This is a genomic window from Ramlibacter sp. GS1-15, from assembly GCF_057785015.1.
The window spans coordinates 226,495-251,123 of the sequence record NZ_JBYNTU010000001.1; the positions used below are offsets into that span (position 1 = coordinate 226,495).

Genomic DNA, 24,629 nt, shown 5'->3' on the forward strand with positions numbered 1-24,629 from the left:
GCGCGCGGTACGATGCGCGCGATGAAATTCGATGCGGTGTTGTTCGACTGCGATGGGGTGCTGGTCGACAGCGAATCCATCACCAATGGTGTCCTGCGCGACATGCTCGAGGAGCAGGGCTGGAAGCTCACGTCCGACGAGTGCATGCGGATCTTCCTGGGGCGGACCATCCGGTCCGAAGCGGCGCGCATCGAGGCGAACACGGGTCGTCCCCTCACGGAGGAATGGCTGGCCGAGTTTCGCGCCCGCCGCGACGCGCTGCTGGAACAGCATGTCGGGGCGATCCCCGGTGCACTGGCGGCGGTGACGGCCTTGCATGGCGCGCTCGAAGGCCGGATCGCATGCGCCTCGGGCGCGGACCGGAAGAAGGTGGAGCTGCAGCTGGCCAAGTGCGGCTTCATCCCCTACTTCCAGGGCCGCATCTTCAGCGGCCACGAGCTGCCGCGATCGAAACCCGCGCCCGATGTCTATCTGGCCGCGGCCGCTGCCGTCGGGGTGCATCCCTCCAGGTGCCTGGTGGTGGAAGACACGACGATCGGCACCACGGCGGGCATTGCCGCCGGCGCGACGGTGTTTGGCTACAGCCCGCCGCAAGCCGGTCACGACGGGCCCGACGCATTGCGCCACGCGGGCGCGAGCCGGGTCTTCAGCCGGATGGAAGACCTGCCGTCGCTGCTCGCCTGATCACTGCTCCGCGAAAGCCCGCTCGATCACGAAATCGCCCGGGCGCGAGGTGTTGCCCTCGTTGAAGCCGCGCGTCTCCAGCATGTGCTTGAGGTCCTTGAGCATGGCGGGGCTGCCGCAGATCATCACCCGGTCTTCCTTCGGGTCGAGGTTGGGGATGTCCAGGTCCTGGAACAGCTTGCCGGTCTCGATCAGGTCGGTGACGCGGCCCATGTTCTTGTACTGCTCGCGCGTCACCGTCGGGTAGTAGCGCAGCTGGCTGCTCACCATCTCGCCGAGGAACTCGTGCGCCGGCAGGTGTTCCAGCAGCAGGTCGTGATAGGCGAGTTCGTCCTTCTGGCGCACGCCGTGCACGAGCACGATCTGCTCGAACTTGTTGTAGGTGTCGGGATCGCGCACGATGCTCATGAACGGGGCGAGGCCCGTGCCGGTGGACAGCAGGAAGAGGCGCCTGCCCGGCAGCAGGTAATCGATCAGCAGCGTGCCCGTGGGCTTGCGGCCGACGATGACCGAATCGCCCGGCTTGATGTGCTGCAGGCGCGAGGTGAGCGGGCCGTCGGGCACCTTGATCGAGAGGAATTCGAGGTGGTCCTCGTAATTGGCGCTCACGATCGAGTAGGCGCGCAGCAGCGGCTTGTTGTTCACCTTCAGGCCGATCATCGTGAAATGGCCGTTGGAGAACCTCAGCGACGCGTCGCGCGTGGTCTTGAAGGTGAACAGGCGGTCCGTCCAGTGGTGGACGTCCAGGACTTTTTCTTCGTTGAAGGCGCTCATGGTCGGCAGGGGGTGAACCCTGGATTATCCCAGCCCGCTCATGCTTGGCGGTCAGATGCTTATGCCTGGGCCCACAGCCGGGCGATTCGTCCGTATGCTCTCCTCGCGATGAGAGTGATCAGCCTGACCGGGGTGGCGATCGCGGCGGCGCTCGTGGCCTGCCAGCGTCAGCCGGATGTGGCCGGCGCCGCGCCGGCCGCGTCCGCACGGGCATCCGCGCCGCGCGTGGCCCCGTCCGCGCCGGACCTGGGTGCGGGCCGCAACCTCGCGCTGCAAGGCGCGCCGGGCGCCGCCGCGTGCGCGAGCTGCCATGGCGGGGGCGGTGAAGGCAACGCCCAGGCCGGCGTGCCGCGCCTGGCCGGGCTCGCGCGCCCGTACATCGAGCGCCAGTTGAACAGCTATGCCGATGGCACGCGCGCGAACCCGGTGATGACGCCCGTCGCCGGCGCGCTCAGCGCGCAGCAGCGCGTGGCGGTGGCGGCCTTCTATGCCGGCTTGGCCGCGACGGCGGCGGGAACGAACACCGGCCCGATCCCTGCGCCGGCGCTGGTCACCAGCGGCGATTCCGGGCGCGGCATCCCCGCCTGCGCGAGCTGCCATGGCGCGCAGGGCACCGGCGATGCGTCGGAGAACCCGTCGCTCGCCGGCCAGAACGAAAGCTATTTCGTGGCCACGCTCGCCGCATGGAAGGACGGCTCGCGCCACAACGACGCGAGCGGCGCCATGCCCACGATCGCGAAGGCACTGACCGAAGACGAAGTGAAGCAGGTCGCGAGCTACTACGCGAACCTGCCGCCGCAACAACCTCAGAAGGGAAACAAGTGATGGACACGCCCCATTCCTCCGCCACGCCGATCCTGGTGCGCGGCATCGCCGCGATCGTGTTCGGCCTGATCGCGCTGCTGGTCCCCGGCACGGCGCTCGCGTCGCTCGTCCTGCTGTTCGCCGCCTACCTGCTGGTGGACGGCGTGCTGGCGATCCTGGCCGGGGTGCGCGCCGCGCGGGCCCGCGAACGATGGGGCTGGTTCGCGCTCGAAGGCGTGCTGGACCTCGCGGCTGGCGCGGCCAGCGTGCTCTGGCCGGGCATCACCGTGGTCGCATTCATCGTGCTGCTCGGCGTGTGGGCCTGCGCGACCGGCGTGCTGCTCGCCGTCGCGGCGCTGTCCGCGCGCGTGCACGAGGGCCGCGGCTGGCTCGCCTTCGCGGGCGTCGTCTCCGTCGTGTGGGGCGCACTGCTGCTGGCGTGGCCCGGGGCGGGCGCCATTGCGCTGGTGATCTGGCTCGGGGCCTATGCGCTCGTGTTCGGCATCATGCTCACCGTCACGGCCTTGCGCATGCGGCGCGAGCAAAGGCTGTCGCCGCGGGCTTGACGGCGAGTCGCGGGCGCGGCCGATAATCGCCCATGCACGGCCTGGCCCGCTACCGCCTTCTCCCGGCGATCACGCTCGCCGGCGTGATGGCCTTGCTCGCGGCCTGCGGCTCGCACAAGGACGAAGGCTGGTCCGGCTACGCGGACGCCGATTACGTCTATGTCGCCGCGCCGCTCTCAGGGCAGCTGGGCGCGCTGTACGTCGCCGCGGGGCAGCAGGTCACCCGGGGCAAGCCGCTCTTCGCGCTGGACGACGAGGCCGAGAAGGCGGCGCGCGCGGAAGCGACGGCGCGGCTCGCCGCGGCGAGCTACCAGGCAGCCGACACCGAAAAGGGCAAGCGCGAGCCCGAAGTCTCGGTCAACCAGGCACAGCTCGCGCAGGCCCGTGCGCAGGCCGAGATCGCGCAGCACGACTTCACGCGCAAGCGCGAGCTGCTCGCCAAGGGCTTCATCGCGCAGGCGCAGGTCGACGAGGCGGCGCACACGCTGGAGCAGGCGCGCGCGCGCGTGGCGGAGCTCACGTCGGCGGTGCAGGTGGCTCGGCTGCCGGCGCGCATCGACGAGCGGGCCGCCGCCGAGGCGCAGGTCGATGCCGCGCGCCAGGTGCTGCGCCAGAACGAATGGCGCGCGCAGCAGAAACAGCAGGCCGCGCCGGTCGATGCGCAGGTGGCCGACACGTTCTTCCGGCCGGGCGAGTTCGTCAACGCGGGCCAGCCGGTCGTCTCGCTGCTGCCGCCCGCGAACGTGAAGGCGCGCTTCTACGTGCCGGAGACGCAGGTGCAGCAGGTCGCGCTGGGCGGCAACGTCACGCTGCACTGCGACGGCTGCGCGCCGATCGCCGCGCGGGTGACGTTCATCTCCACCAAGCCCGAGTACACGCCGCCCGTGATCTATTCGAACGAGCAGCGCGCCAAGCTCGTGTTCCTGGTCGAGGCCAAGCCCGCGCCCACCGACGCGGCGAAGTTGCGCCCCGGCCAGCCGCTGTCGGTCACGGCTTCCAGATGACATGAACGACTTGGCCATCGACGTGCGGGGGCTGACGAAGAAGTACGGCGAGCGCGTCGTGGTGGACCACGTGGACCTGCAGGTGCGCGCCGGCACCATCTGCGGCTTCCTCGGGCCCAACGGCAGCGGCAAGACCACGACCATCCGCATGCTGTGCGGGCTGCTCAAGCCCGATGCGGGCGAGGGCACCTGCCTCGGGCTGGACATCATCCGCCAGGCCGCGCAGATCAAGCGCCAGGCCGGCTACATGACTCAGAAGTTCGGCTGGTACGAGGACCTGTCGATCCGCGAGAACCTCGATTTCATCGCGCGCCTGTTCGAAGTGCCCGATCGCCCGCATGCGGTCGACGCAGCGCTCGAGCGGCTCGGGCTCATCGAGCGGCAGAAGCAGCTGGCCGGTGCGCTCTCGGGCGGATGGAAGCAGCGCCTCGCACTCGCGGCCTGCCTGATCCACAACCCCCGCCTGCTGCTCCTCGACGAGCCGACGGCGGGCGTGGACCCGAAGGCGCGGCGCGAATTCTGGGACCACATCCATCGCCTCGCGCACGAAGATGGCATCACCGTGCTCGTTTCGACGCACTACATGGACGAAGCGGAGCGCTGCGACGAGCTGGTCTACATCGCCTACGGCCGCGTGCTCGCGCGCGGCACCGGCGGCGAAGTGCTGCAGCAGGCCGGCGTCGCGGGCGGCAATCTCGAGGATGCCTTCATCGCCCTGATCGCGCGGGCCCAGGACAATTTCGCGCCGGAGCAGGCGGAACGCGTATGACGCTGTTCTCGTTCCCGCGCATGGTCGCGATCTTCGTCAAGGAGTTCCAGCAGATGATGCGCGACCGCCTGACCTTCGCGATGGCGGTGGGCGTGCCCATCCTGCAGCTCGTGCTGTTCGGCTATGCGATCAACACCGACCCCAAGGGGCTGCCGACGGCGCTGGTCGCCGCCGACGCCGGGCCGATGGCGGCGAGCATCGTGGCGACGCTGCAGAACACCGGCTACTTCAGGATCGTGCACGAGGGCACGAGCGAGGGCGAGGGCGAGCGGCTGCTGGAGGAGGGCCACGTGCAGTTCCTGGTCGTCATTCCGCCGCAGTTTTCGCGGCGGCTGGTACGCGGGGAGAAGCCGCAGTTGCTGGTGGCCGTCGACGCGACCGATCCCTCGGCGTCGGGCAATGCGCTCGCCGCGCTGACGGCCGCGACCGATCAGGCGTTGTCGCGCGAGCTCACCGGAAACCTGCGTTCGCTCACGGCGCAGGCGCCGCCGTTCGAGGTGGTCGTGCACAAGCGCTACAACCCGGAAGGCCTGTCGCGCTACAACATCGTGCCGGGGCTGATCGGCACCATCCTCACCATGACGATGGTGATGCTCACGGGCCTGGCGATGACGCGCGAGCGCGAGCGCGGCACGATGGAGAACCTGCTGGCCACGCCGGTGCTGCCGTCGGAGGTGATGACGGGCAAGATCCTGCCCTATGTCGTGCTCGGCTACGTGCAATTGGGCGTGATCCTCGGCGCGGCATGGCTGTTGTTCAAGGTGCCGCTCGAGGGCAGCTTCCTGCTGCTGATCGCGATGATCGGCGTGTTCATCGTCGCCAACCTCGGGGTCGGCTTCACCTTCTCGACGCTCGCGCGCAACCAGCTGCAGGCGATGCAGATGACGTTCTTCTTCTTCCTGCCGAGCATCCTGCTGTCGGGGTTCATGTTCCCGTTCCGCGGCATGCCCGACTGGGCGCAATGGATCGGCGAGCTGCTGCCGCTCACGCACTTCCTGCGCATCGTGCGCGGCATCATGCTCAAGGGCAACACGATCGTGGAGCTGTGGCCCGAGCTGTGGCCCATGCTCGCCTTCATGGCCGTCGCCGTCGTCATCGCGCTGAAGCGGTACCGGCAAACGCTCGACTGAACGCATCGTGTCGGCGCGCTCCGACACCGGCGTCAGTGCTGCTCCTGAGGCCCGTTGGAGCTAGGCGCACGCCTGACGGCGCTTCATCCATTCGATACTGCCGCGGCAGTCCCATCACGGCGTTGCTCGAAGGATGTCGGTATGAAGATCAGGCGGCGCGAATTCAACAAGGCGACAGCGATGGCCGTCGCCGTGGCGGTCACCGGATGCGGTGGTGGCGGTGGCGGTGGCGACGCGGCGCCCGCGCCCACCGCGGGCGGCTCTCCCGCCCCGGCGCCGGGGGCGGCCCCCTCGGCACCGCCATCAGCGGCGCCCTCACCCGCGCCGGCACCGGCGCCCACTCCGGCGCCCACTCCGGCGCCGACGCCTCCGCCCCCACCGCCGAATCGCGCGCAGGGCATGGGCGCCAACCTGGTGGGCATGCAGGCCGCTATCGGCAACATGCGCTTCGGCCAGGGCACGCAGGTGAACATCGACTGGGCGGTGCCGCGGCGCGCCGACGTGAACTGGCTCTCGGCCAACGGCTACAGCATGAACCGGCTGCCCATCCAGTGGGAGATGCTGCAGCCCGTGCTGTTCGACACCAACGTCAATGCCGCGACCCGCGCCGTCGTGGGCAACCCGGGCGAGTTCAACGCGACCTACCAGTCCTACATCACCGGCGTGCTCGATGCGCATGCCGCGGCGGGCATCAAGTGCTTCCTCGACCTGCACAACTACTGCCGCTACATCGACTTCGTCTACCAGGCCGACGGCTCCGTGCGCGGGCTGGTCAGGCCGGCCAATCCGGGCATCTACCCGTACACCAGCGACGCGACCCAGGTCATCACGCGCATCTTCGCCACCGCGCCGGGCGCCACCCTTCGCCCGGAGCATTTCACCGACTTCTGGACGCGCGCGGTCCGGCTGTGGAAGGACCACCCGGGCCTGGGGGGGTGGGGCCTCATGAACGAGCCCTACGACATGCCGGCGCCGGGCACGATCGTGGCAGGGACGGACACGAACCAGGACCTGACGATCTGGCCCGTGTTCGCCCAGGCGGCGATCGACGCGATCCGCGCGATCGACCCGGCCACGCCGATCTATCTCGACAGCAACTACTGGAGCGCGGCGTTCACGCTGGCGCAGAACAACCCGTCCTGGCCGCTGCGGGGCACGAACCTGATCTACGACGTGCACATGTACCTCGACGCGTTCTCGACCGGGCAGCGCTTCGACTACGACACGGAAGTCGCGCGCGGAACCAGCGTCGGCATCGGGCCGGTGCCGATCGATGCCGACACCGGCTGGAAGCGGCTGAAGCTCGCCGTCGACTTCGCGGCGCCGCGCAACATGAAGCTCGCGCTGGGCGAGACCGGCATGCCGATCGACGATCCGCGCTGGCAGGAGATGTTCCAGCGGCTCGTGGACTACGCGCGCGCCAACGGCGTCGAGGTCTACCCCTGGAACGGCGGGAGCCACTGGCCGCTGCACAACAACCCCATGCACTTCGTGCCGGGCTGGCACCAGAACAGGACGCTGGAGCCCACGGTCTCGGGGGTGATGAAGAAGAGCGGCAACGTCCCGCTTGCGACCTTGTTCGACGACGGGCCGGGTTACGCCCTCGCGGGGACGCCCATCACCATCACCGTCTACGCGCGCGGCTACCTCGCCAGCCCCGTCACGGTGACCGTCAGCTCGAACAACGGCGGCACGCTCAGCACGTCGACGCTGACGATCGCGGCGGGCGCGAATCCGCAGGCGAGCTACACCTTCACGCCGGGGTCGGACCGCATCACCACGCTCGCCTACAGCGTGTCGGGCGGCCTGAACGCGCCGCCGCCGCGCAAGGTGTATTCGCTCGTGGACCCGGTCGCGCTGGCCGCGACCAACCTCGCCGAAGCCGCGCGTGCCCTCGTGGCGAAGTACGGCGCGTGCAAGTGGGAGATGGCCGACGGCTACACCGACTACCAGTTCGGCGCGCCGGCGCAACCCGGCCAGCAGATGCGCGCCATCGCGGATTCCGGCTACGGCTCGAGCGTCGGCAACGCGATGGAGATGCTCAACTGGATGAACACCGACAGCGCATCGCTCGCGAACCTGCCGCCGCCGGTGATGCGCATCGTCAACGGCAAGCCCGCCGCCGACCTCTCGGGCGCGTCCACGTCCGGCTTCTGGTGCCGCAAGAGCTTCCCGATACCGGAGCAGCAGCCGAATCCGCGCAACCTGATCCCGTACACCGTCGGCGATCCGCATTTCATGATGGCCGCCGTCAGCCTCAATGCGGCGCAGGACGGCATCGTCTTCCAGGCTTCGAACGCCTACGTGGTGGCGGCCACGCAGCTCGCGATCGCGGGCGGGCGGCCGCATGCGCACTGCATCGATGCCGGCAACAACGCCGTGACGCTGACTGCGCCCGGCGCGCTCCCGGCCGGCACTCCGTCCGTGCTCACGTTCACCTGCGCGCCGGGGGCGCAGCGCCTGCGGGTGAATTCCGCGGTGGTCGCCAGCGCATCGGGCGTGATCGGCCCGAGCCTGTGCGACCAGATGATGATCGGCTGGGGTTTCCAGCAGTTCTATCCGCAGCCGGGATTCGGCGGCAATGTGTTCGCCGTCATCACCGGCAAGGGCGCGCCCTCGGCCGCCGAGCTGGAGGTGATGGAAAGGTATCTTTCCAGTACGGCAGGGCTGTAAGCACGCTCGCGAAAGCGGGGTATTTCCCGCTTCTGTGACATATGGCACTTGCCCCGGTGGGTGGCCGACGGTTACCGTGTGTATCGAAGGCCTACCGATGGACAGCGCTTGCACAGCGGGGCACCCGAACGCGGCGAAGCCCCTGCCGACCGACGAACTCTCCGCCCGGATCCAGCAGCAGCTGGCTTCGATGCACGGCGTGCAAGTGCAGACTTTGCTGCAATTGCGTGCGCGGCTGCAGTCGCTGGTGTTCGACTGGGACGATGCGCTGCTCGCGCAGACCTTGGGGGCCCTGCACTCGGCGGCTGGCTCGATGTTCTTCCCGCCCCTGCGCCAGGGCTGGTTCGCCCGGCTGACCGGGTGCCAGCGTACCGCCCGCATCCAGTTCCTGGAGGCATGCGAACGCGCCGTCGCCTGCGCTTCACAAACGAAGGACCAGCTGGCCCAGCTTGGCGCCGGCCACGCCGAGCGGGTGGCGCAGACGCGCCGCGTGCTGGCCGAACTCGAGTTCGAAGGCCATGCCCTGGACGCCGCCATCGACCAGGGCGTGACCCGGCTGCAGGAAATGTGCACGCAACTGGCCCACGCCCGCACGCCGGGCGACGACCACGGGCATCTTGCGGTACTCGCCGACACGGCGCAGTTCTACACGCAGGAGTTCAAATACCTGCAGTCCCTGGGCGCGCAGGTCCACGAGATCGGCGTGCGCAGCAAGAGCGTGCTCGCGCGCCGCACTGCCCTGCTCGAACAGGCGGGCAGCCACATGGACGCGTTCGACAAGGCCTGGCTGCCGGGCGTTCGGGCCATCGTCGCCGACCTGCAGGCCGGGCGCCAAGCGCTGCGAGGCCTGCCCCAGGCCGTCGAGGTCCACGAGGCACTGCTCAGGCGCCTGTCCGCCAGCACCGATGCCTGCACGGCGTTACAGCATGAAGAACACCTGCTGGCACACCAGCTGGGCATGCTCGGGCGCGACATCGAACGCGGCGGTGCCGCGCAGCGCTAGGCCGCGCCTTCCTCCACCACCTTGCCCGAGCTGCCGCGGCTCACGGCCTCGCCGTCGCCCGGGCGCAGGCGCCAGAACGTCGCCGACGACGCGATGGTGATCGCCGCCAGCGTGAGGAACGCGTGGTGCAGCGCGCCGGTCACCTGCGCATGGTCCGTCTGCGGCAGGCCGTCGAGGAACCACGCGGCCACCAGCGAGCCGGCCGCCAGGCCGAAACTCATCGACAGCTGCTGCATGGAACTCGCGATCGTGCTGGCCATGCTGGTGTCCGGGCCTTCGACGTCGGCGTAGGCCAGCGTGTTCATCGCCGAGAACTGCAGCGAATTGAAGAAACCGAGGCACAGGGCGAGCAGCACGATCAGGTACCACGGCGTGCCCGGACCGACCAGCGAAAACGTCGCGATGGCGCAGCCGATCAGCACGGTGTTGATCGTGAGCACGCGCCTGTAGCCCAACCGGTTGAGGATCGGCTTGGTGGCCGTCTTCATCGTGATCGCCGCGGCGGCGCTGGGCATCATGAGCAGGCCCGATTGCCAGGCGGGCAGCCCGAGGCCGAGCTGGTACAGCAGCGGCAGCAGGAAGGGCATGCCCCCCATGCCGATGCGCGTGATGAAGCCGCCGCCGACCGCGAGGCGGAAGGTGCGCACGCGAAACAGCGCGAGCCGCAGCAGCGGGTGCGGATGGCGCGCGGCGTGCACCCCATAGGCCGCGAGGAGGCCCAGGGCGACGACGAACAGCACGCCTTCCGAAGTGAGGTCCAGCCGGTGCTCGCCGAAGATCTCCAGCAGCCAGGACAGGAGCGCAACGCCGGAGCCGAACAGCACGAATCCCACGATGTCCAGCGGCCGGGGCGAATCCGCGTGGTACTCGGGCAGGTAGCGCACGACCATCGCCAGCGCGACGAGGCCCACCGGCAGGTTGACGAAGAAGATCACGCGCCATGACGTGACGTGCACGATCAGGCCGCCGATGGTCGGCCCCAGCAGCGGTCCCACGAGCGCCGGCATCACGACGAAGTTCATCGCCTGCAGCAGCTCCGCCTTGCCGAAGGTGCGGATGATCGTGAGCCGGCCGACCGGCATCATCATCGCCGCACCGGCACCCTGCAGCAGGCGCGCGGCGACCAGCATCGGCGCGTTGACGGAGATGCCGCACAGCAGCGAGGCCGCGGTGAAGATCGACACGGCCGTGAAGAACACGCGCCGCGTGCCGAAGCGGTCGGCCATCCAGCCGCTGACCGGGATGCAGACCGCGAGGCTCAGGATGTAGCTGGCCACCACCGCCTTCAGGCTGAGCGGCTGCACCTGCAGGCTCGCCGCCATCGTCGGGATCGCGGTGTTGACGATGGTCGTGTCCAGCGTCTCCATGAACATGACGATCGCGACCACCCAGGGCAGATAGCGGCGGGCGTCGGCGGATGAGGGAGCGTGGGAGATGCGCGAACGAAGGGCCGAGGGCACGGCCCGAATCGTACGCGTCAATCCAGCTCGACCGCGACCGGCTGGTGGTCCGAAACTTTCGTCGCGCTGTCGATCGTGAGCGCGCGGACCTTGTCCTTCAGTCCGTCGCTGACGAAGACGAAATCGCACGCGACCGGGTCGGGCCCATAGGTGCGGTCATACAGGCGGAAGGTGGGCGCGTGCGGCTTCGTGCCGTTGAGCAGGCGCCAGCTGTCCCACAGCCGGCCGTGCGCGAAGGCCTGCGTCAGCGCCGCGTACTCGGGCTCGCGCGGCTCCAGGTTGAAGTCGCCGCAAACAATGGCGTTCGCGGTGTGCACCCGCGTCTCGAAGGGCGTGCCATCGTCGCAGGGTTGGGGCGGGGCGGCCGCGAGGGCGCAGTACTCGGCGTGGAGCTCGCGCACCGCATGCGCCTGGGCCATGCGCTGCTTCTTCGAATAGAACTCCAGGTGCGTCGTCATGATGCGCAGCGGGCCGAATGCCGGGTCCTGCACCGTCACCACTCCGCACACGCGCGGCATGCTGAGCACGCCGCCATCGGCCGGATACGGCAGGATGTGCCGCTGCACCTGCACCACCGGCCGGCGCGTCGCGATCAGGTTGCCGAACTGCCGCCGCCGGCCGTCCTTCCATTCGTCCACGGCGGGCGCGAAGAAGACCTGGAAGCCGGGCAGCAGCTCGCGCAGCAGAGCCGGCTGGTCGTGGCTCGCGTCGCCGCGCAGGCGCGGGAAGTTCACGGCGATCTCCTGCAGGCACAGCACGTCGAAGTCCGCGAGCGCACGGGCGGCCTCGACGATGCGCTGGGGGCTGACCACGCCATCGAGACCGCAGCACCACTGCGTGTTGAAGGTGACCAGCTTCATCTCACTTGATTCCCGCGCGCATGAAACTCTGGACGAACTGCCGCTGGAAGAGCAGGAAGCCCACCAGCAGCGGTGCCGACGTCATCAGCGTGGCCGCCGTGACGACCGACCAGTCTACGCCTTGATCCACCGACGAGAAGAGCGATGGCGTCGAAGCCTCGCGCGCGGCGCCGGACAATGAACACGCGATCGACCGTGTTGACCGCAGTGTCCCGAGCAGCCGCTTGGAGGATACTTTTGCGTGAAAGGAACACCCATGGACAGCGCCATCCGACGCCAGACGGTCGCCGACCTCCTGCATCGCACCGCGAAGCGGTACCCGGACAAGCCGGGCCTCGTCTGCGGCGCCACGCACTGGACCTTCGCCCAGTTCGATGCGGTGGTGGATCGCGTGGCGGCGGGCCTGGCGCGCATGGGCATCGGCCATGCCAGCCGCGTGGCCGTGCTGGCGCGCAACTCGCACGCGTTCGCGGCGCTGCGTTTCGCGCTGGCGCGCCTGGGCGCGGTGCTGGTGCCGATCAACTTCATGCTGAAGGCCGAGGAGGTCGCCTACATCCTCAAGCACGCGCAGGCGCAGATGCTCGCCACCGATTCGGGCCTGGCCGAGTTGGCGCGCAGCGCCGCGGCGATGGACACGGCGGTAACGCAGTTCGTGTGGCTGCCCTCCGAAGACCCGTCGCAGCCGGTCGCCGGCATGACCTCGTTCGAGGACCTCGCGCGCACCGAGGGCGCGCCACCGGCGACGCCGCAACTGGCCAGCACCGACCTCGCGCAGATCGTCTACACCAGTGGGACGGAATCGATGCCGAAGGGTGCGATGCTCACGCACGACGCCGTGATCTGGCAGTACGCGAGTTGCGCGGTGGACGCGAGCATCGCCACCGGCGACGTGATGCTGCACGCGCTGCCGCTCTACCACTGCGCGCAACTCGACGTGTTCCTCGGGCCCGCCGTGTACGTGGGCGCGACCAGCATCGTCACCGCCAGGCCCACGCCCGACAACCTGCTGCCGCTCATCGCGAAGCATCGCATCACGAGCTTCTTCGCGCCGCCGACGGTGTGGATCGCGCTGCTGCGCTCGCCCCTGTTCGACGAGACCGACCTCTCGTCGCTGCGCAAGGGCTATTACGGCGCGTCGATCATGCCGGTCGAAGTGCTCAAGGAGCTGAAGCAGCGGCTGCCCGAGGTCGGCTTCTGGAACCTCTATGGCCAGACCGAGATCGCGCCGCTCGCCACCATGCTCGGCCCGGACGACCAGTTGCGCAAGCCGGGCTCGTGCGGCCGCGCGGTGCTCAACGTGGAAACGCGCGTGGTGGACGACGAGATGCGCGACGTGAAGCCCGGCGAGGTCGGCGAGCTCGTGCACCGCAGCCCGCACCTGATGCTGGGCTACTTCCACGACGACGAGAAGACGAAGGCCGCCTTCGCGGGCGGCTGGTTCCACTCGGGCGACCTCGCCACCGTCGACGAGGAAGGCTTCATCACGGTGGTGGACCGCAAGAAGGACATGATCAAGACCGGCGGCGAGAACGTCGCCAGTCGCGAAGTCGAGGAGATGATCTATCGCCTGCCCGCGGTGAGCGAGGTCGCCGTGATCGGCGTGCCGCACCCGAAGTGGGTCGAGGCCGTGTGCGCGGTGATCGTCGTCAAGGCCGGCCAGCACCTGGGCGAGCAGGACGTCATCGACCATTGCACCAGGCACATGGCCGGCTTCAAGGCGCCGAAGGGCGTCGTGTTCGTCGACGCCCTGCCGAAGAACCCGAGCGGCAAGCTGCTCAAGCGCGAACTGCGGCAGCGCTTCGCGGCCCACTTCGCCTGAGCACGGCCAGTTCGGGGCCGAGACCTCGCTGCGCATCCGGAATAGTCGGAGCTCTCCGACATACGCTGGATGTGGCACGCGCAACCATGGCTGCATTGCGATTGCCAAGGCACAGCCATGTACGACATCACCCCCGCCGAGATCGTCCCTTTCGTGATGGCGCTGGTCGCCGCCTTCGCGGGCATGCTGTTCGCACGGCACAGCAGCGACCCGCGGCCCTATTCGCTGGTGGCGGCCATCCTCTACGCGATCGCGATCGGCTTCTTCATCCTCGGCCTGGTCGCCTGGGGCATGCGCATCCTCAAGTGATGCGCGGATGGTAGTTCCATCGGGCCATTGCCAGAGCCACGCCCGCAGGCGGACCATCATGCACGCTCAACCTGATGGGAGAAGTGCTCATGAAGTACCCGTTCATTCGCGTCGCCGTCGCCGCGGTGTTCGCCGCCGCCTCGGGGCTGGCGCTCTCGGCGCCGGACTACCGGCTGGGGCCCGGTGATTCGATCAAGGTGCAGGTGTACCAGAGTCCGGACCTGTCGCTCGAAGCGCGCGTGTCGGAAAGCGGCGTCATCAACTATCCGCTGGTGGGGCGCATCAGCATCGGCGGCCTCACGGTGACCGATGCCGAGGCGCGCATCGCGCAGGCGCTGAAGAAGAACCGCATCCTCAAGGCGCCGCAGGTCAATATCAACGTCACGCAGGTGCGCGGCAGCCAGGTGGCGGTGCTGGGGCAGGTGAGCAAGCCCGGTCGTTTCCCGCTCGAGGCGATGAACGTGCGCGTGAGCGACATGGTCGCCGCGGCCGGCGGCATCACGCCGCAGGGCGACGACGTGGTGGTCGTCACCGGCATCCGCAACAGGAAGCCGTTCCGCAAGTCCGTCGATACGTCGGCGCTGTTCGCGGGCAAGGGGGGCAGCGAGGACATCCTCGTGCAGCCCGGCGACACGATCTACGTCGCGAAGGCGCCGGTGTACTACATCTACGGCGAGGCGCAAAAGCCCGGCTATTACAAGGTCGAGCCCGGCATGACGGTGATGCAGGCGATCGCCACCGGCGGCGGCATCACGCCGCGCGGCAGCCAGAGCCGGCTGCAGCTCACGCGCAAGACGCCCGAAGGCCGGGTCGTGGAGCTTTCACCGAAGCTCACCGACACCGTCCAGGCGGGCGACGTGCTGTTCGTGAAGGAAAGTATCTTCTGAAAGGCTAGCCGGCCTCGCCGCCAGCGTCGCGGGCGTTCGCGTCGCCGTCGTCGGTCGGGGCCTCGCGGTCCCTGATCACGCCGGCGTGGTTTCCGCCGCGCGGCGGGCGGCCTTCAGGCGTGCCGCTGCCTTCGGGATGGGCGCCCTGGTTCTGCAGGTCTTCCGATTCGATTTCGGGCAGGTGGACGTCGCCGCTGGCCTTGATCTTGTCCCTCGGATTGGGCATGGGTGTCTCCTGTGGATGCGAACCCACCAATCTATGGAGCCTCGCGCCGCCCGGCTGTAGGAACGCGCCCCGGCTTCAGGCCGACGGCCGCTCGGTCCCCATGCCCAGGGCCTGCATCGCGGCCGCGAGCCGCTGGTCGGCCGCGGCGCGCAACGATGAGGCTTCGCCCACCAGCTCGCGCGAGGGTGGCTCGCCCTTGCCTGCGAAGTAGCCGTTCCACGCCTGCGCGACCCGCGTCTCGGCGCCGCGCGCTTGCGCATCGGCACTCTTCCATGCTTCGAAGGCTTGCTGTGCCTCTTCGATCATGCGCGGGATGCTACTTCCCTGATAACGAGTGAACGCGTAGGACGCAAGCTCAACGGCATGACGGTGGCGTCCCCACGCATGAGCAATGATTCGCCGAAAATGCGCACGCACAGGAGACCCGCATGAATTACCGCCAGCTTGGCCGCAGCGGCCTGTCCGTCTCGCCCATCTGCCTGGGCGGCAACGTCTTCGGCTGGACGGCCGACGAGCGCACGTCGTTCTCGATCCTCGATGCCTGGGTGGACGCCGGCTTCAACTTCATCGACACGGCCGACGTGTATTCGCGCTGGGCGCCCGGCCACCAGGGCGGCGAATCGGAAACGGTGATCGGCAAGTGGCTCGCGCAGGGCGGCCGGCGCGACAAGGTGGTGATCGCCACCAAGGTGGGCTTCGACATGGGCGAAGGACGCGGCGGCCTGTCGGCCAGGTGGATCACGCAGGCCGTGGACGATTCGCTGCGGCGACTGCGGCTGGAACGCATCGACCTGTACCAGGCGCACAAGGACGACGAGGCCACGCCGCTCGAGGAAACGCTGGAGGCCTTGGCCCGGCTGGTCGAGTCCGGCAAGGTGCGCGCGATCGGCGCCTCCAACTACAGCGCGGCGCGGCTGGCGCAGGCGCTCGACACCAGCCGGCGGCTGGGCGTGCCGCGCTACGAAAGCCTGCAGCCGCTCTACAACCTGTACGACCGCGCGGCGTTCGAGCGCGAGCTGCGGCCTTTGTGCGCGAAGGAAGGCTTGGGCGTGTTCAGCTTCTACGCGCTGGCGGCAGGCTTTCTTTCGGGCAAGTACCGCAAGCCCGAGGATGCGGCCCGGAGCGCGCGCGGAGGCAACACGGTCAGCAAGTACCTGAACGAGCGCGGCCTGAAGGTGCTCGCCGCCCTGGATGAAGCCTCGAAGCGCACGGGCGCGCCGCCGGCACGGATCGCGATCGCGTGGGTGATGGCCCAACCCGCCGTCACCGCCCCGATCGCCAGCGCCAGCAACCTGGGGCAGCTGCAGGAAATCGTGCGGGCGGCGCAGCTCGAACTCGACGCCGGGACGCTCGATTTTCTGAACCGGGCCAGCGAAGAAACCTGACGCCGGCCGGGGCGGCCGCAGCTCTTTACAATGGCCGGTACATGGCCAAGGAAGAACTCATCGAAATGCGCGGGCGGGTGGCGGAAGTGCTGCCGGACTCGCGGTACCGTGTCGTGCTCGAAAACGGGCACGAACTCGTCGCCTACAGCGGCGGCAAGATGCGCAAGAACCACATCCGCATCATCGCGGGCGACGACGTCACGCTGGAGCTCTCGCCCTACGACCTGAACAAGGGCCGCATCATGTACCGGCACCTGCCGGAGCGGCGCCCCGACGCGCCGCGGCCGGCCCGCCCTCCCCAGCGGCGCTGACCAGCTTCGGCCGCGGCGCGGCTCGCGCGGGCCCTCCTACACGCGCATCGTCTCCCGGGCAGCCTCGGCGCGGTCGTGCATCCGACACCGCCGCATGCCCGCCGGTCGTAACTTGGGTGGACCGGAACCAAGTTAGGAGACCTCCATGACCATGGACAGCAACCTGATGGCCGTCGCGCTGATCCTCATCGCGCTGCTGGCCGTCGCGGCGCTGCTGCAATGGCGCCGCCATCATTCGCACGTACTCGAGAAGCACTTCGGCCCCGAGTACGAACGCACCGTCTCGAAATTCGGCAGCCGCTCGAAGGCCGAGCGCGAGCTGGCCGAGCGCGAGCGCCGTGTCGAAAAGCTGGAGATCGTGCCGCTGTCGCGTGAGGACGCCACGCGTTTCAGCGAGTCCTGGAAGGGACTGCAGGCGCGCTTCGTCGACGATCCAAAAAGCTCGTTGTCCGAGGCCGACGCGCTGGTGCGCGACCTGATGCACAAGCGCGGCTACCCGATGGGCGACTTCGAGCGACGCGCCGCCGACATCTCGGTGCACTACCCGACGGTGGTCGATCACTACCGCGCCGCGCACGACATCGCGCTGCGCGACCGCCGGGGCGAGGCCGACACCGAGGCCCAGCGCCAGGCGCTGATCCACTACCGCGCGTTGTTCTCCGAACTGCTCGAAACCGAAACGCCCCGTGGCACGCGCCGCGAGGAAGCCAGCGAAGCGAGGAGCCTGTCATGAGCCGCGAACGTGAAGACCATGGCCTGTCGACCGCCGACCTGGCGGCCGCCGCCGATACGCAGCAACGCCAGCGCGAGGTGCCCGCCATGCCGCGCAACGAGATGGACGGCCGGGACATGGCCGCCACCGGCAGCACCGGCGAGCAGCTCGCGCCCTTGTTCGACCACCAGCGGGCCGACGACATGCGCATGCACTGGGCCAACATCCAGGCGGGCTTCGTCGACGACCCGCGGCGCGCCGTGCAGCAGGCCGACGAGCTCGTGGCCCAGGCGATGAAGGACCTGGCCCAGGGCTTCTCGCGCACGCGCGAGGAGATCGAGGCCCAGGCCACGGCCGGCGGCGACCAGCAGGCCTCGACCGAGAACCTGCGGGTGGCGCTGCGCCGCTACCGCTCCTTCTTCGAGCGGCTGCTCAACCTGTGATCGTGCCGGGCGGGCGCCTCACCAGCTCGCCTGCATCGAATTCGCCGAGAAGCGCGGGTCGGAGGTGACCGCGCGCAGATCGACGAACTCCATGTCGCCCAGCGTGATGGCGCGCAGCTGCTGGCCGACGGAGGCATCCCAGCCGCTGCTCGGCTCGCCTTGCACGTAGAAATCCGGCCCGTTGTCGGCGACGTAGATGCCATAGCGCTTGGCCGCCAGCGCCACGGCCTTGGCCTGTGGCGACCAGCTGTCCGGGATGACGAAGCCGGCCTTCAGCCGCAGCAGCGAGCCGAAGGGAATCGCCCCCGGGTTGTCGCCGCCGGCCGCGAAGCGCGCCGGCCAGACGTGCTGCAGCGCCAGCGCGGCATCGCTGAAGGTGACGCGCAGCGCGTGGCGGATCTCGCCGGTCGAGGCCTCGCTGGCCTTGGCCAGCAGCGGCGTGATCGGCAGCCCAGCGGCGTCGGCCGAGGCCCAGTCGTCGGGGCGCAGCGCGTTGGAGCGCAGGTCCCAGGTGGCGGTCGCCTGCGCGAACCACTGCCCGCCGATGTTCTGCGCCGCGTAGGCTTCCCACAGCCGGCACGCGCTGCGATCGACCACCAGCACGTGATGGTCGCCGTTGCCCTCGACGAGCGTGGTGCCCGACGGGAAGGGAAAGCGGCGATTGCCTGCGGGAACGGACGAGCAGTCCTGCACGATGCCGCTGCCATCGGTCGCGGTGGCGCAGTCGCTCTTTTGGGGATAGCCGCCGCTGAAATCGACGGTCGGCCATTGCGTGCCGCCCGAGGCGATCACGTTGATCGGCACGCCCCAGTAGTTGTTCACGTCGGCCGGGTTGCTGCTGGTGCCCCAGTTCGCCATGAAGGGCGTGCCGCTGCCGACCCGCGAGATCCATGCGCTGCTGTTGGCATGGGCAGGAAAGCGCGATGGGTCGTCGATGCGCGTGTTGAAGATCGCGCTCGAGGGGAACATGTCGCAGTCGGCGAGCTGCGGGCTCGTGGCGGCGGCGGAGGTGGCAGCCGCGGGGGTGCTTGATGCGCCGGCGGCTGCCGGGGTCGTCGGCGTGCCCGATGTGTTCGAGGCCGTCGATGACGACGCGGTTGGGGCGCCGGAGCCGCCTCCGCCGCAGGCCGCCAGTGCGGCCGTGAGGGTGGCCGTGACGGCCCACGCCGCCCCTCGTCGTTTCTTCTGGCTCAACCTTGGTACCTCCTGCTTGCCAAAGGGCCCGCATTCTGAGCCGCATCCATAGGCTTACATGCGTCACCGGCTGCAAGGACGGCTGGGATTGAGTTACCGCCAACGGGCGATTTCGTGAGCTAGTTCTCGGATCGAGGGGTGTTTGCCTATGATGGGCAGATGCTGACCCTCTACTACGCCACAGGTACCTGCGCGCTCGCGTCGCACATCGCCCTCGAGTGGGCAGGCGCGGATTACGACGCCGTGCGCCTCGATTTCGGCAAGCAGGAACAACGCTCGCCCGATTACCTGCGCATCAACCCGAAGGGGCGTGTGCCCGCGCTGGTGACCGATCGCGGCATCCTGACGGAGACCCCGGCGATCCTGCTGTACGTCGCCCAGGCGCACCCGCAGGCCACGCTCGCGCCGCTGGATGATCCGTTCGCGCTGGCCAAGGTGAACGAATTCAACAGCTATATCTGTTCGACGGTGCACGTCGCGCATGCGCACCGGCGCCGCGGCGCGCGCTGGGCCGACGACGAACGCGCGCACGAGGCCATGCGCGCCAAGGTGCCGAAGAACATGGCGGATTGCTTCGAGCTGATCGAGCGCGAGATGCTGCGCGGCCCGTGGGTGCTGGGCGACCAGTTCAGCATCTGCGACCCGTACCTGTTCACGCTCGCCGGCTGGCTGGAAGGCGATGGTGTCGATATCGCACGCTTCCCCAGGGTCGCCGAACATCACGCGCGCCTTCGGGCCGACGCGCGCGTGCAGAAAGTCCTGGCGCAGGAAGGCGCCTGATCAGGTCGATGTCGGCTGCTTGAAGTCCGACAGCGGGATCAGGCCCTGGTCCCCGTCCTCGTACAGCAGGTGCGCCGAAGCGCCTTCGACGATCCAGCAGGCGCGGAAGGACTGGCCGTCCACGACGGCGCTGGCGTCCTTCATCTTTTCGCGCACCGGCGGCGTGGTCTGTTCCAGCACCCGCGGGCTCGAGCAGGGCTTGTCGCTGAGGCGGACGGAATCCTGGCCGTTGCTGGCCACCAGCTCGTCGGCCCAGGCGGGGGCGGCCGCCAGCACGGCCGTGGCGCAAAGAAGAGCGAACTTCATCGATGACTCCAAGGGGCGTGCAAGCAAGCCTCGCACTTGGGCCCATGCTCGGGGCGGGGGTCGTGCCGGCTTGTAGGAAGGAGGCCCCATGCGCGGTCGTCGGCCGGCGCCTATCGCTGCGCGCGAAACCCAGCGGGACTGGTGCCCGTCCACTGCCGGAATGCGCGGATGAAGCTCTTCTCGTTGCGAAAGCCCACGGCCGAGGCCACCTGCTTGATCGGCCGGTCGGTGCGAAACAGCAGCTCGCTCGCGCGCTCGCGGCGCGTCTCGTCCTTCAACTGCTGCAGGCTCGCGCCTTCCTCCTTCAGCTGGCGATGCAAGGTGCGCACCGAGATGTGCAGCAGCCTGGCCAGTTGCTCCGCGCTGTGCGCACTGTCCGAATGCGCGACGAGCGCCTGCCTCACCTGCTCGACCAGCAGCCGGTCGCGCCGGTACTGCAGCACCGTGAGCGGCAGCGCGCGCCGGAGCATCTGGCGCAGGGCCTTCTCGTCGCGCCGCAGGGGCAACTGCAGGTAGCGCGCATCGAAGGCGATGGCCGCCCCGGCCGCATCGAACGCCAGCGGCCCGCCGGGGAACATGAAGCGGTAGGCGTCGGCATGCGCGGGCGCGGGATAGGGAAAGCGTGCGCCCTGCAGCGGGATGCGCGAATCGACGTACCAGCACGCCAGGCCGTGGATGTTGCGCAGCACGTGCACCAGGCAGAACTCGCGCGCCGCCGCGCCGTGGCGTGAAAGGTCGGCGTGCTCCTCGATCACGACGGCTGCCGTGTCGCCCTGCTGCAGCAACGCCAGTCGGATGTCGTCCGCAATGAGCGCATGGTGGCGGCACCAGCGCTTGATCGCGACGCCCAGATTCGGGGAGGTGAGCGAAGCGCGCGCCAGCATGCCGTAGCTGCCCCAGGGCAGCTTGCGGCCGAACGCGCCCAGCCCTTCGTCGTCGAGCGCCTGCATCGCGGCGCCCGACAGCACTTCCATCTGCAACGAGGTGATGCGCGCCTCGGCCTGCGCGAGCTTGGCTGGCGTGATCTGTGCCTGCTTCAGCGCCTCGGCCGGATCGAGGCCGCCGCGCCGCATGGCAGCGGCGATCACGCGGGCGAAGGCCATCGGGGTGGCGGGGGTGGGGCGGCGCGCGGGCATCGGAAGCTCAAGTCTACATGGCACGATTTGCTACCGCCGTGGCCCCCGCGGCCGGCCCGGCCTGCCTATGCTCGTTGGATTCGCATCCCGCCCGCGAAAGGAGACCGCCATGACCGCCGCCCCTTCGGCCGCGCAGCCCGCCTATGCGCGAGGCGCCGACCAGCCGCCGCTGATCGAGCGGACCATCGCGGACTTCTTCGATGCCGTCGTCGCGCGCCAGCCCGACCGGGACGCCTTCGTCAGCCGTCACCAAGGCATTCGCTACAGCTACCGCGAGCTGCAGGCCGAATCGCGCCGGCTGGCCAGCGCCCTCTTGAATCTCGGCCTCCAGCCCGGCGACCGCATCGGCATCTGGTCGCACAACAACGCGCAGTGGCTGTTGATGCAGCTGGCCACCGCCATGGCCGGGCTGGTGCTGGTCAACATCAACCCGGCCTACCGCACGGCTGAGCTCGAGTACGCACTCAACAAGGTGGGCTGCAAGGCGCTGGTGACCATGGCGCGCTTCAAGACCAGCGATTACCTCGGCATGCTGCGCGAGCTGGGGCCGGCGAAGCTGCGGCAGCTGCGCCACACCGTCTGGATCGACACGCCGGGCGAAGGAGCGGAAGAGCCGGGCATGACGCGCTTTTCCGACCTCATCGCCACGGGCGACCCGGCCGATGCGCGCATCGCGCAGATCGGGGCCACGCTCGAGCCGCAGGACGCGATCAACATCCAGTTCACCAGCGGCACCACAGGCTTTCCCAAGGGCGCGACCCTCACCCACCGCAACATCCTGAACAACGGCTTCTTCATCGGTGAGGCGATGAAGCTCACGCCGGCCGACCGCCTGTGCATCCCGGTGCCGCTGTACCACTGCTTCGGCATGGTGCTGGGCAACCTCGCCTGCCTCACGCATGGGGCGACCATCGTGTACCCGAGCGACGGGTTCGACGCGCTGTCCGTGCTGGAGACGGTGCAGGCCGAGCGCTGCACGGCGCTGCATGGCGTGCCCACGATGTTCATCGCCGAACTCGATCACACGCGCTTCAAGGAATTCGACCTCGCCACGCTGCGCACCGGCATCATGGCCGGCTCGCCCTGCCCGATCGAGGTGATGAAGCGCGTGGTGAGCGACATGCACATGGGCGAGGTGACCATCGCCTACGGCATGACCGAGACCAGCCCGGTGAGCTGCCAGAGCAGCACCGACACGCCGCTGGAAAAGCGCGTGTCCACCGTGGGCCGGGTGCAGCCGCACCTCGAGGTGAAGATCGTCGATGCCGAGACCGGCGCCACCGTCGAACGCGGGCAGACCGGCGAGCTGTGCACCCGCGGCTACTCGGTGATGAAGGGCTACTGGGGCGACGAGGAGAAGACACGCGAGGCGATCGACGCCGAGGGCTGGATGCACACCGGCGACCTCGCCACCATGGACGCCGAGGGCTACGTCAACATCGTCGGCCGCATCAAGGACATGGTGATCCGCGGCGGCGAGAACATCTACCCGCGCGAGGTGGAGGAGTTCCTCTATCGGCACCCGAAGGTGCAGGACGTGCAGGTGGTGGGCGTGCCCGACACGAAGTACGGCGAGGAGCTGTGCGCCTGGATCATCACCAGGCCGGGCCAGCAGCTCACCGAAGACGAGATCCGCGAGTTCTGCCGCGGCAAGATTGCCCACTACAAGGTGCCGCGCTACATTCGATTCGTGAGCGAGTTCCCGATGACGGTGACCGGCAAGATCCAGAAGTTCCGCATCCGCGACGCGATGAAACAGGAACTCGGGCTGACAGAAGAGAAGACCGCATGATCCTCGAGACGCAACTCAACCCCCGCTCCGCCGATTTCCAGTCCAACGCGCAGGCCATGCAGGCGCTGGTCGACGACCTGGCCGCGCAGGTCGCGAAGGCGGCCGCCGGCGGCGGCGAGGCGGCGCGGGCCAAGCACACCGCGCGCGGCAAGCTGCCGCCGCGCGACCGCGTGCAGATGCTGCTCGACCCGGGCACCCCGTTTCTCGAACTCGCGCCGCTGGCCGCGCACGGCATGTACAACGGCGACGCGCCCTGCGCGGGCGTGATCACGGGCATCGGCCGCGTGGCGGGCGTGGACTGCATGATCGTCTGCAACGACGCGACGGTGAAGGGCGGCACCTACTACCCGATGACGGTGAAGAAGCACCTGCGGGCGCAGGAGATCGCGATGCAGAACCGCCTGCCGTGCATCTACCTCGTGGACTCGGGCGGCGCGAACCTGCCGAACCAGGACGAGGTGTTCCCCGACCGCGACCACTTCGGCCGCATCTTCTACAACCAGGCGAACATGAGCGCGCAGGGCATCGCGCAGATCGCCGTGGTGATGGGCTCGTGCACGGCGGGCGGCGCCTACGTGCCGGCGATGAGCGACGAGACCATCATCGTCAAGAACCAGGGCACCATCTTCCTGGGCGGCCCGCCGCTGGTGAAGGCCGCGACCGGCGAGGTGGTGACGGCCGAGGACCTGGGCGGCGGCGACGTGCACACGCGCCTGTCGGGCGTGGCGGACCACCTGGCGCAGAACGACATGCACGCGCTCGCGCTCGCGCGCCAGGCGGTGGCGACGCTGGACAAGCGCAAGGAGTGGCCGGTGGAAGTGCGCGAGCCGCGTGCTCCGAAGTACGACACCAAGGAGCTGTACGGAGTCGTGACGCAGGACACGCGCAAGCCCTACGACGTGCACGAGGTGATCGCGCGCATCGTCGACGGCAGCGAGTTCCACGAGTTCAAGGCGCGCTACGGCGCGACGCTGGTGTGCGGCTTCGCGCACATCGAAGGCATGCCGGTGGGCATCGTCGCCAACAACGGCATCCTGTTCTCCGAGAGCGCGCAGAAGGGCGCGCACTTCATCGAGCTGTGCTGCCAGCGCAAGGTGCCCTTGGTGTTCCTGCAGAACATCACCGGCTTCATGGTGGGCCGCAAGTACGAGAACGAAGGCATCGCGCGCCACGGCGCCAAGATGGTGACGGCGGTGGCGACGGCCACGGTGCCCAAGTTCACGATCATCATCGGCGGCAGCTTCGGCGCGGGCAACTACGGCATGTGCGGGCGCGCGTACTCGCCGCGCTTCCTGTGGATGTGGCCGAACGCGCGCATCTCCGTGATGGGCGGCGAACAGGCGGCCAGCGTGCTGGCGACGGTGAAGCGCGACGGCATCGAGGCCCGCGGCGGGAAGTGGTCGGCGGAGGAAGAGGCCGAATTCAAGCAGCCGCTGCTCGACCAGTTCACTTACCAGTCGCATCCCTATTACTCGAGTGCCCGCCTCTGGGACGATGGTGTGATCGATCCGGCCGATACGCGCCGCGTGCTGGCGCTGGGCCTGTCGGCGGCGATGAACGCGCCGATAGTCGAGCCGAAGTTCGGCGTGTTCCGGATGTAGG

General features: G+C 68.9%; 26 protein-coding genes and 1 pseudogene. 18 read left to right on the top strand and 9 right to left on the bottom strand.

Annotated elements, in window-relative coordinates:
* The first annotated feature begins 21 nt into the window (after positions 1–21).
* On the top strand, positions 22–684 hold the full coding sequence (locus tag AC3EF3_RS01135; RefSeq protein ID WP_488530318.1) for an HAD family hydrolase: 663 nt from the start codon (positions 22–24) through the stop codon (positions 682–684).
* Here the strand turns inward: AC3EF3_RS01135 and AC3EF3_RS01140 are convergent, their stop codons facing one another.
* On the bottom strand, positions 685–1,458 hold the full coding sequence (locus AC3EF3_RS01140; RefSeq protein WP_488530319.1) for a ferredoxin--NADP reductase: 774 nt from the start codon (positions 1,456–1,458) through the stop codon (positions 685–687).
* A gap of 108 nt (positions 1,459–1,566) precedes the next feature.
* On the opposite strand from AC3EF3_RS01140, the gene AC3EF3_RS01145 reads away from it, so the two are divergent.
* The 7 genes from AC3EF3_RS01145 (at position 1,567) to AC3EF3_RS01175 (ending at position 9,407) form a co-directional block, all read left to right on the top strand.
* Positions 1,567–2,283 carry a c-type cytochrome gene (locus tag AC3EF3_RS01145; protein WP_488530320.1) on the top strand — a complete coding sequence of 239 codons (717 nt, stop codon included), beginning with the start codon at positions 1,567–1,569 and terminating at the stop codon, positions 2,281–2,283.
* Entirely contained in the window at positions 2,283–2,828 is a 546-nt protein-coding gene (locus AC3EF3_RS01150; protein ID WP_488530321.1) for an HdeD family acid-resistance protein, read from the top strand. The genes AC3EF3_RS01145 and AC3EF3_RS01150 overlap by 1 nt, the downstream gene beginning before the upstream one ends.
* Before the next feature lie 32 nt (positions 2,829–2,860).
* Positions 2,861–3,832, top strand: a complete 972-nt coding sequence (locus AC3EF3_RS01155; protein ID WP_488530322.1) for an HlyD family secretion protein — start codon at positions 2,861–2,863, stop codon at positions 3,830–3,832.
* Between the two features lies 1 nt (position 3,833).
* The gene (locus AC3EF3_RS01160; RefSeq protein WP_488530323.1) at positions 3,834–4,601 is read left to right on the top strand and encodes an ABC transporter ATP-binding protein; all 768 of its coding nucleotides are present in this window, start codon (positions 3,834–3,836) and stop codon (positions 4,599–4,601) included.
* The gene (locus AC3EF3_RS01165) at positions 4,598–5,731 is read left to right on the top strand and encodes an ABC transporter permease (RefSeq protein ID WP_488530324.1); all 1,134 of its coding nucleotides are present in this window, start codon (positions 4,598–4,600) and stop codon (positions 5,729–5,731) included. The genes AC3EF3_RS01160 and AC3EF3_RS01165 overlap by 4 nt, the downstream gene beginning before the upstream one ends.
* A gap of 141 nt (positions 5,732–5,872) precedes the next feature.
* Positions 5,873–8,404 (top strand): glycoside hydrolase family 5 protein, encoded by a 2,532-nt coding sequence (locus tag AC3EF3_RS01170; protein WP_488530325.1) that lies wholly within the window; start codon positions 5,873–5,875, stop codon positions 8,402–8,404.
* 97 nt (positions 8,405–8,501) lie between these two features.
* Positions 8,502–9,407: a hypothetical protein gene (locus tag AC3EF3_RS01175; protein WP_488530326.1), complete on the top strand. Its 906-nt coding sequence runs from the start codon at positions 8,502–8,504 to the stop codon at positions 9,405–9,407.
* Here the strand turns inward: AC3EF3_RS01175 and AC3EF3_RS01180 are convergent.
* From AC3EF3_RS01180 to AC3EF3_RS01190, 3 genes and pseudogenes are all read right to left on the bottom strand, one after another.
* Complete coding sequence (locus tag AC3EF3_RS01180) at positions 9,404–10,795, bottom strand: DHA2 family efflux MFS transporter permease subunit (protein ID WP_488533714.1); 1,392 nt, start codon at positions 10,793–10,795, stop codon at positions 9,404–9,406. The two genes, AC3EF3_RS01175 and AC3EF3_RS01180, sit on opposite strands and share 4 nt — an antisense overlap.
* An 89-nt stretch (positions 10,796–10,884) precedes the next feature.
* Positions 10,885–11,727, bottom strand: a complete 843-nt coding sequence (locus AC3EF3_RS01185; RefSeq protein WP_488530327.1) for an endonuclease/exonuclease/phosphatase family protein — start codon at positions 11,725–11,727, stop codon at positions 10,885–10,887.
* Position 11,728: 1 nt separating this feature from the next.
* Positions 11,729–11,869: pseudogene (locus AC3EF3_RS01190) on the bottom strand (carbohydrate ABC transporter permease); the annotation flags it as partial.
* A gap of 114 nt (positions 11,870–11,983) precedes the next feature.
* On the opposite strand from AC3EF3_RS01190, the gene AC3EF3_RS01195 reads away from it, so the two are divergent.
* The 3 genes from AC3EF3_RS01195 to epsE all read left to right on the top strand — a co-directional run bounded on the left by AC3EF3_RS01195 (position 11,984) and on the right by epsE (position 14,742).
* Positions 11,984–13,546 carry an acyl-CoA synthetase gene (locus AC3EF3_RS01195; RefSeq protein WP_488530328.1) on the top strand — a complete coding sequence of 521 codons (1,563 nt, stop codon included), beginning with the start codon at positions 11,984–11,986 and terminating at the stop codon, positions 13,544–13,546.
* 117 nt (positions 13,547–13,663) lie between these two features.
* Positions 13,664–13,855: a hypothetical protein gene (locus AC3EF3_RS01200; RefSeq protein ID WP_488530329.1), complete on the top strand. Its 192-nt coding sequence runs from the start codon at positions 13,664–13,666 to the stop codon at positions 13,853–13,855.
* 74 nt (positions 13,856–13,929) lie between these two features.
* On the top strand, positions 13,930–14,742 hold the full coding sequence (gene epsE, locus AC3EF3_RS01205; protein WP_488530330.1) for a polysaccharide export protein EpsE: 813 nt from the start codon (positions 13,930–13,932) through the stop codon (positions 14,740–14,742).
* Between the two features lie 4 nt (positions 14,743–14,746).
* Here epsE and AC3EF3_RS01210 read toward each other — a convergent pair whose 3' ends face one another.
* Positions 14,747–14,968, bottom strand: a complete 222-nt coding sequence (locus AC3EF3_RS01210) for a hypothetical protein (protein WP_488530331.1) — start codon at positions 14,966–14,968, stop codon at positions 14,747–14,749.
* A 75-nt stretch (positions 14,969–15,043) separates the two neighbouring features.
* Positions 15,044–15,274 carry a hypothetical protein gene (locus AC3EF3_RS01215; RefSeq protein WP_488530332.1) on the bottom strand — a complete coding sequence of 77 codons (231 nt, stop codon included), beginning with the start codon at positions 15,272–15,274 and terminating at the stop codon, positions 15,044–15,046.
* 122 nt (positions 15,275–15,396) lie between these two features.
* On the opposite strand from AC3EF3_RS01215, the gene AC3EF3_RS01220 reads away from it, so the two are divergent.
* The 4 genes from AC3EF3_RS01220 to AC3EF3_RS01235 all read left to right on the top strand — a co-directional run bounded on the left by AC3EF3_RS01220 (position 15,397) and on the right by AC3EF3_RS01235 (position 17,819).
* The gene (locus AC3EF3_RS01220) at positions 15,397–16,353 is read left to right on the top strand and encodes an aldo/keto reductase (protein WP_488530333.1); all 957 of its coding nucleotides are present in this window, start codon (positions 15,397–15,399) and stop codon (positions 16,351–16,353) included.
* A 41-nt stretch (positions 16,354–16,394) separates the two neighbouring features.
* Complete coding sequence (infA, locus tag AC3EF3_RS01225; RefSeq protein ID WP_488530334.1) at positions 16,395–16,664, top strand: translation initiation factor IF-1; 270 nt, start codon at positions 16,395–16,397, stop codon at positions 16,662–16,664.
* A gap of 145 nt (positions 16,665–16,809) precedes the next feature.
* Entirely contained in the window at positions 16,810–17,397 is a 588-nt protein-coding gene (locus AC3EF3_RS01230; RefSeq protein ID WP_488530335.1) for a hypothetical protein, read from the top strand.
* The gene (locus tag AC3EF3_RS01235; RefSeq protein WP_488530336.1) at positions 17,394–17,819 is read left to right on the top strand and encodes a hypothetical protein; all 426 of its coding nucleotides are present in this window, start codon (positions 17,394–17,396) and stop codon (positions 17,817–17,819) included. The genes AC3EF3_RS01230 and AC3EF3_RS01235 overlap by 4 nt, the downstream gene beginning before the upstream one ends.
* Positions 17,820–17,837: 18 nt before the next feature.
* On the opposite strand, the gene AC3EF3_RS01240 is transcribed toward AC3EF3_RS01235, so the two are convergent.
* A complete protein-coding gene (locus AC3EF3_RS01240; protein WP_488530337.1) occupies positions 17,838–19,013 on the bottom strand; it encodes a hypothetical protein in 1,176 nt (391 codons plus the stop codon).
* Between the two features lie 159 nt (positions 19,014–19,172).
* Between AC3EF3_RS01240 and AC3EF3_RS01245 the strand changes: the two genes are divergently transcribed.
* Positions 19,173–19,793 carry a glutathione S-transferase family protein gene (locus AC3EF3_RS01245; RefSeq protein ID WP_488530338.1) on the top strand — a complete coding sequence of 207 codons (621 nt, stop codon included), beginning with the start codon at positions 19,173–19,175 and terminating at the stop codon, positions 19,791–19,793.
* On the opposite strand, the gene AC3EF3_RS01250 is transcribed toward AC3EF3_RS01245, so the two are convergent.
* Together AC3EF3_RS01250 and AC3EF3_RS01255 are read right to left on the bottom strand one after the other, a co-directional pair.
* Positions 19,794–20,099, bottom strand: a complete 306-nt coding sequence (locus tag AC3EF3_RS01250) for a hypothetical protein (protein ID WP_488530339.1) — start codon at positions 20,097–20,099, stop codon at positions 19,794–19,796.
* A 110-nt stretch (positions 20,100–20,209) separates the two neighbouring features.
* A complete protein-coding gene (locus AC3EF3_RS01255) occupies positions 20,210–21,235 on the bottom strand; it encodes an AraC family transcriptional regulator (protein WP_488530340.1) in 1,026 nt (341 codons plus the stop codon).
* A 109-nt stretch (positions 21,236–21,344) separates the two neighbouring features.
* On the opposite strand from AC3EF3_RS01255, the gene AC3EF3_RS01260 reads away from it, so the two are divergent.
* Positions 21,345–23,027 (top strand): AMP-binding protein, encoded by a 1,683-nt coding sequence (locus AC3EF3_RS01260; RefSeq protein ID WP_488530341.1) that lies wholly within the window; start codon positions 21,345–21,347, stop codon positions 23,025–23,027.
* Positions 23,024–24,628, top strand: coding sequence for a carboxyl transferase domain-containing protein (locus tag AC3EF3_RS01265; RefSeq protein ID WP_488530342.1), 1,605 nt, complete (start codon positions 23,024–23,026; stop codon positions 24,626–24,628). Before AC3EF3_RS01260 ends, AC3EF3_RS01265 begins: the two co-directional genes overlap by 4 nt.
* Position 24,629 lies beyond the last annotated feature (1 nt).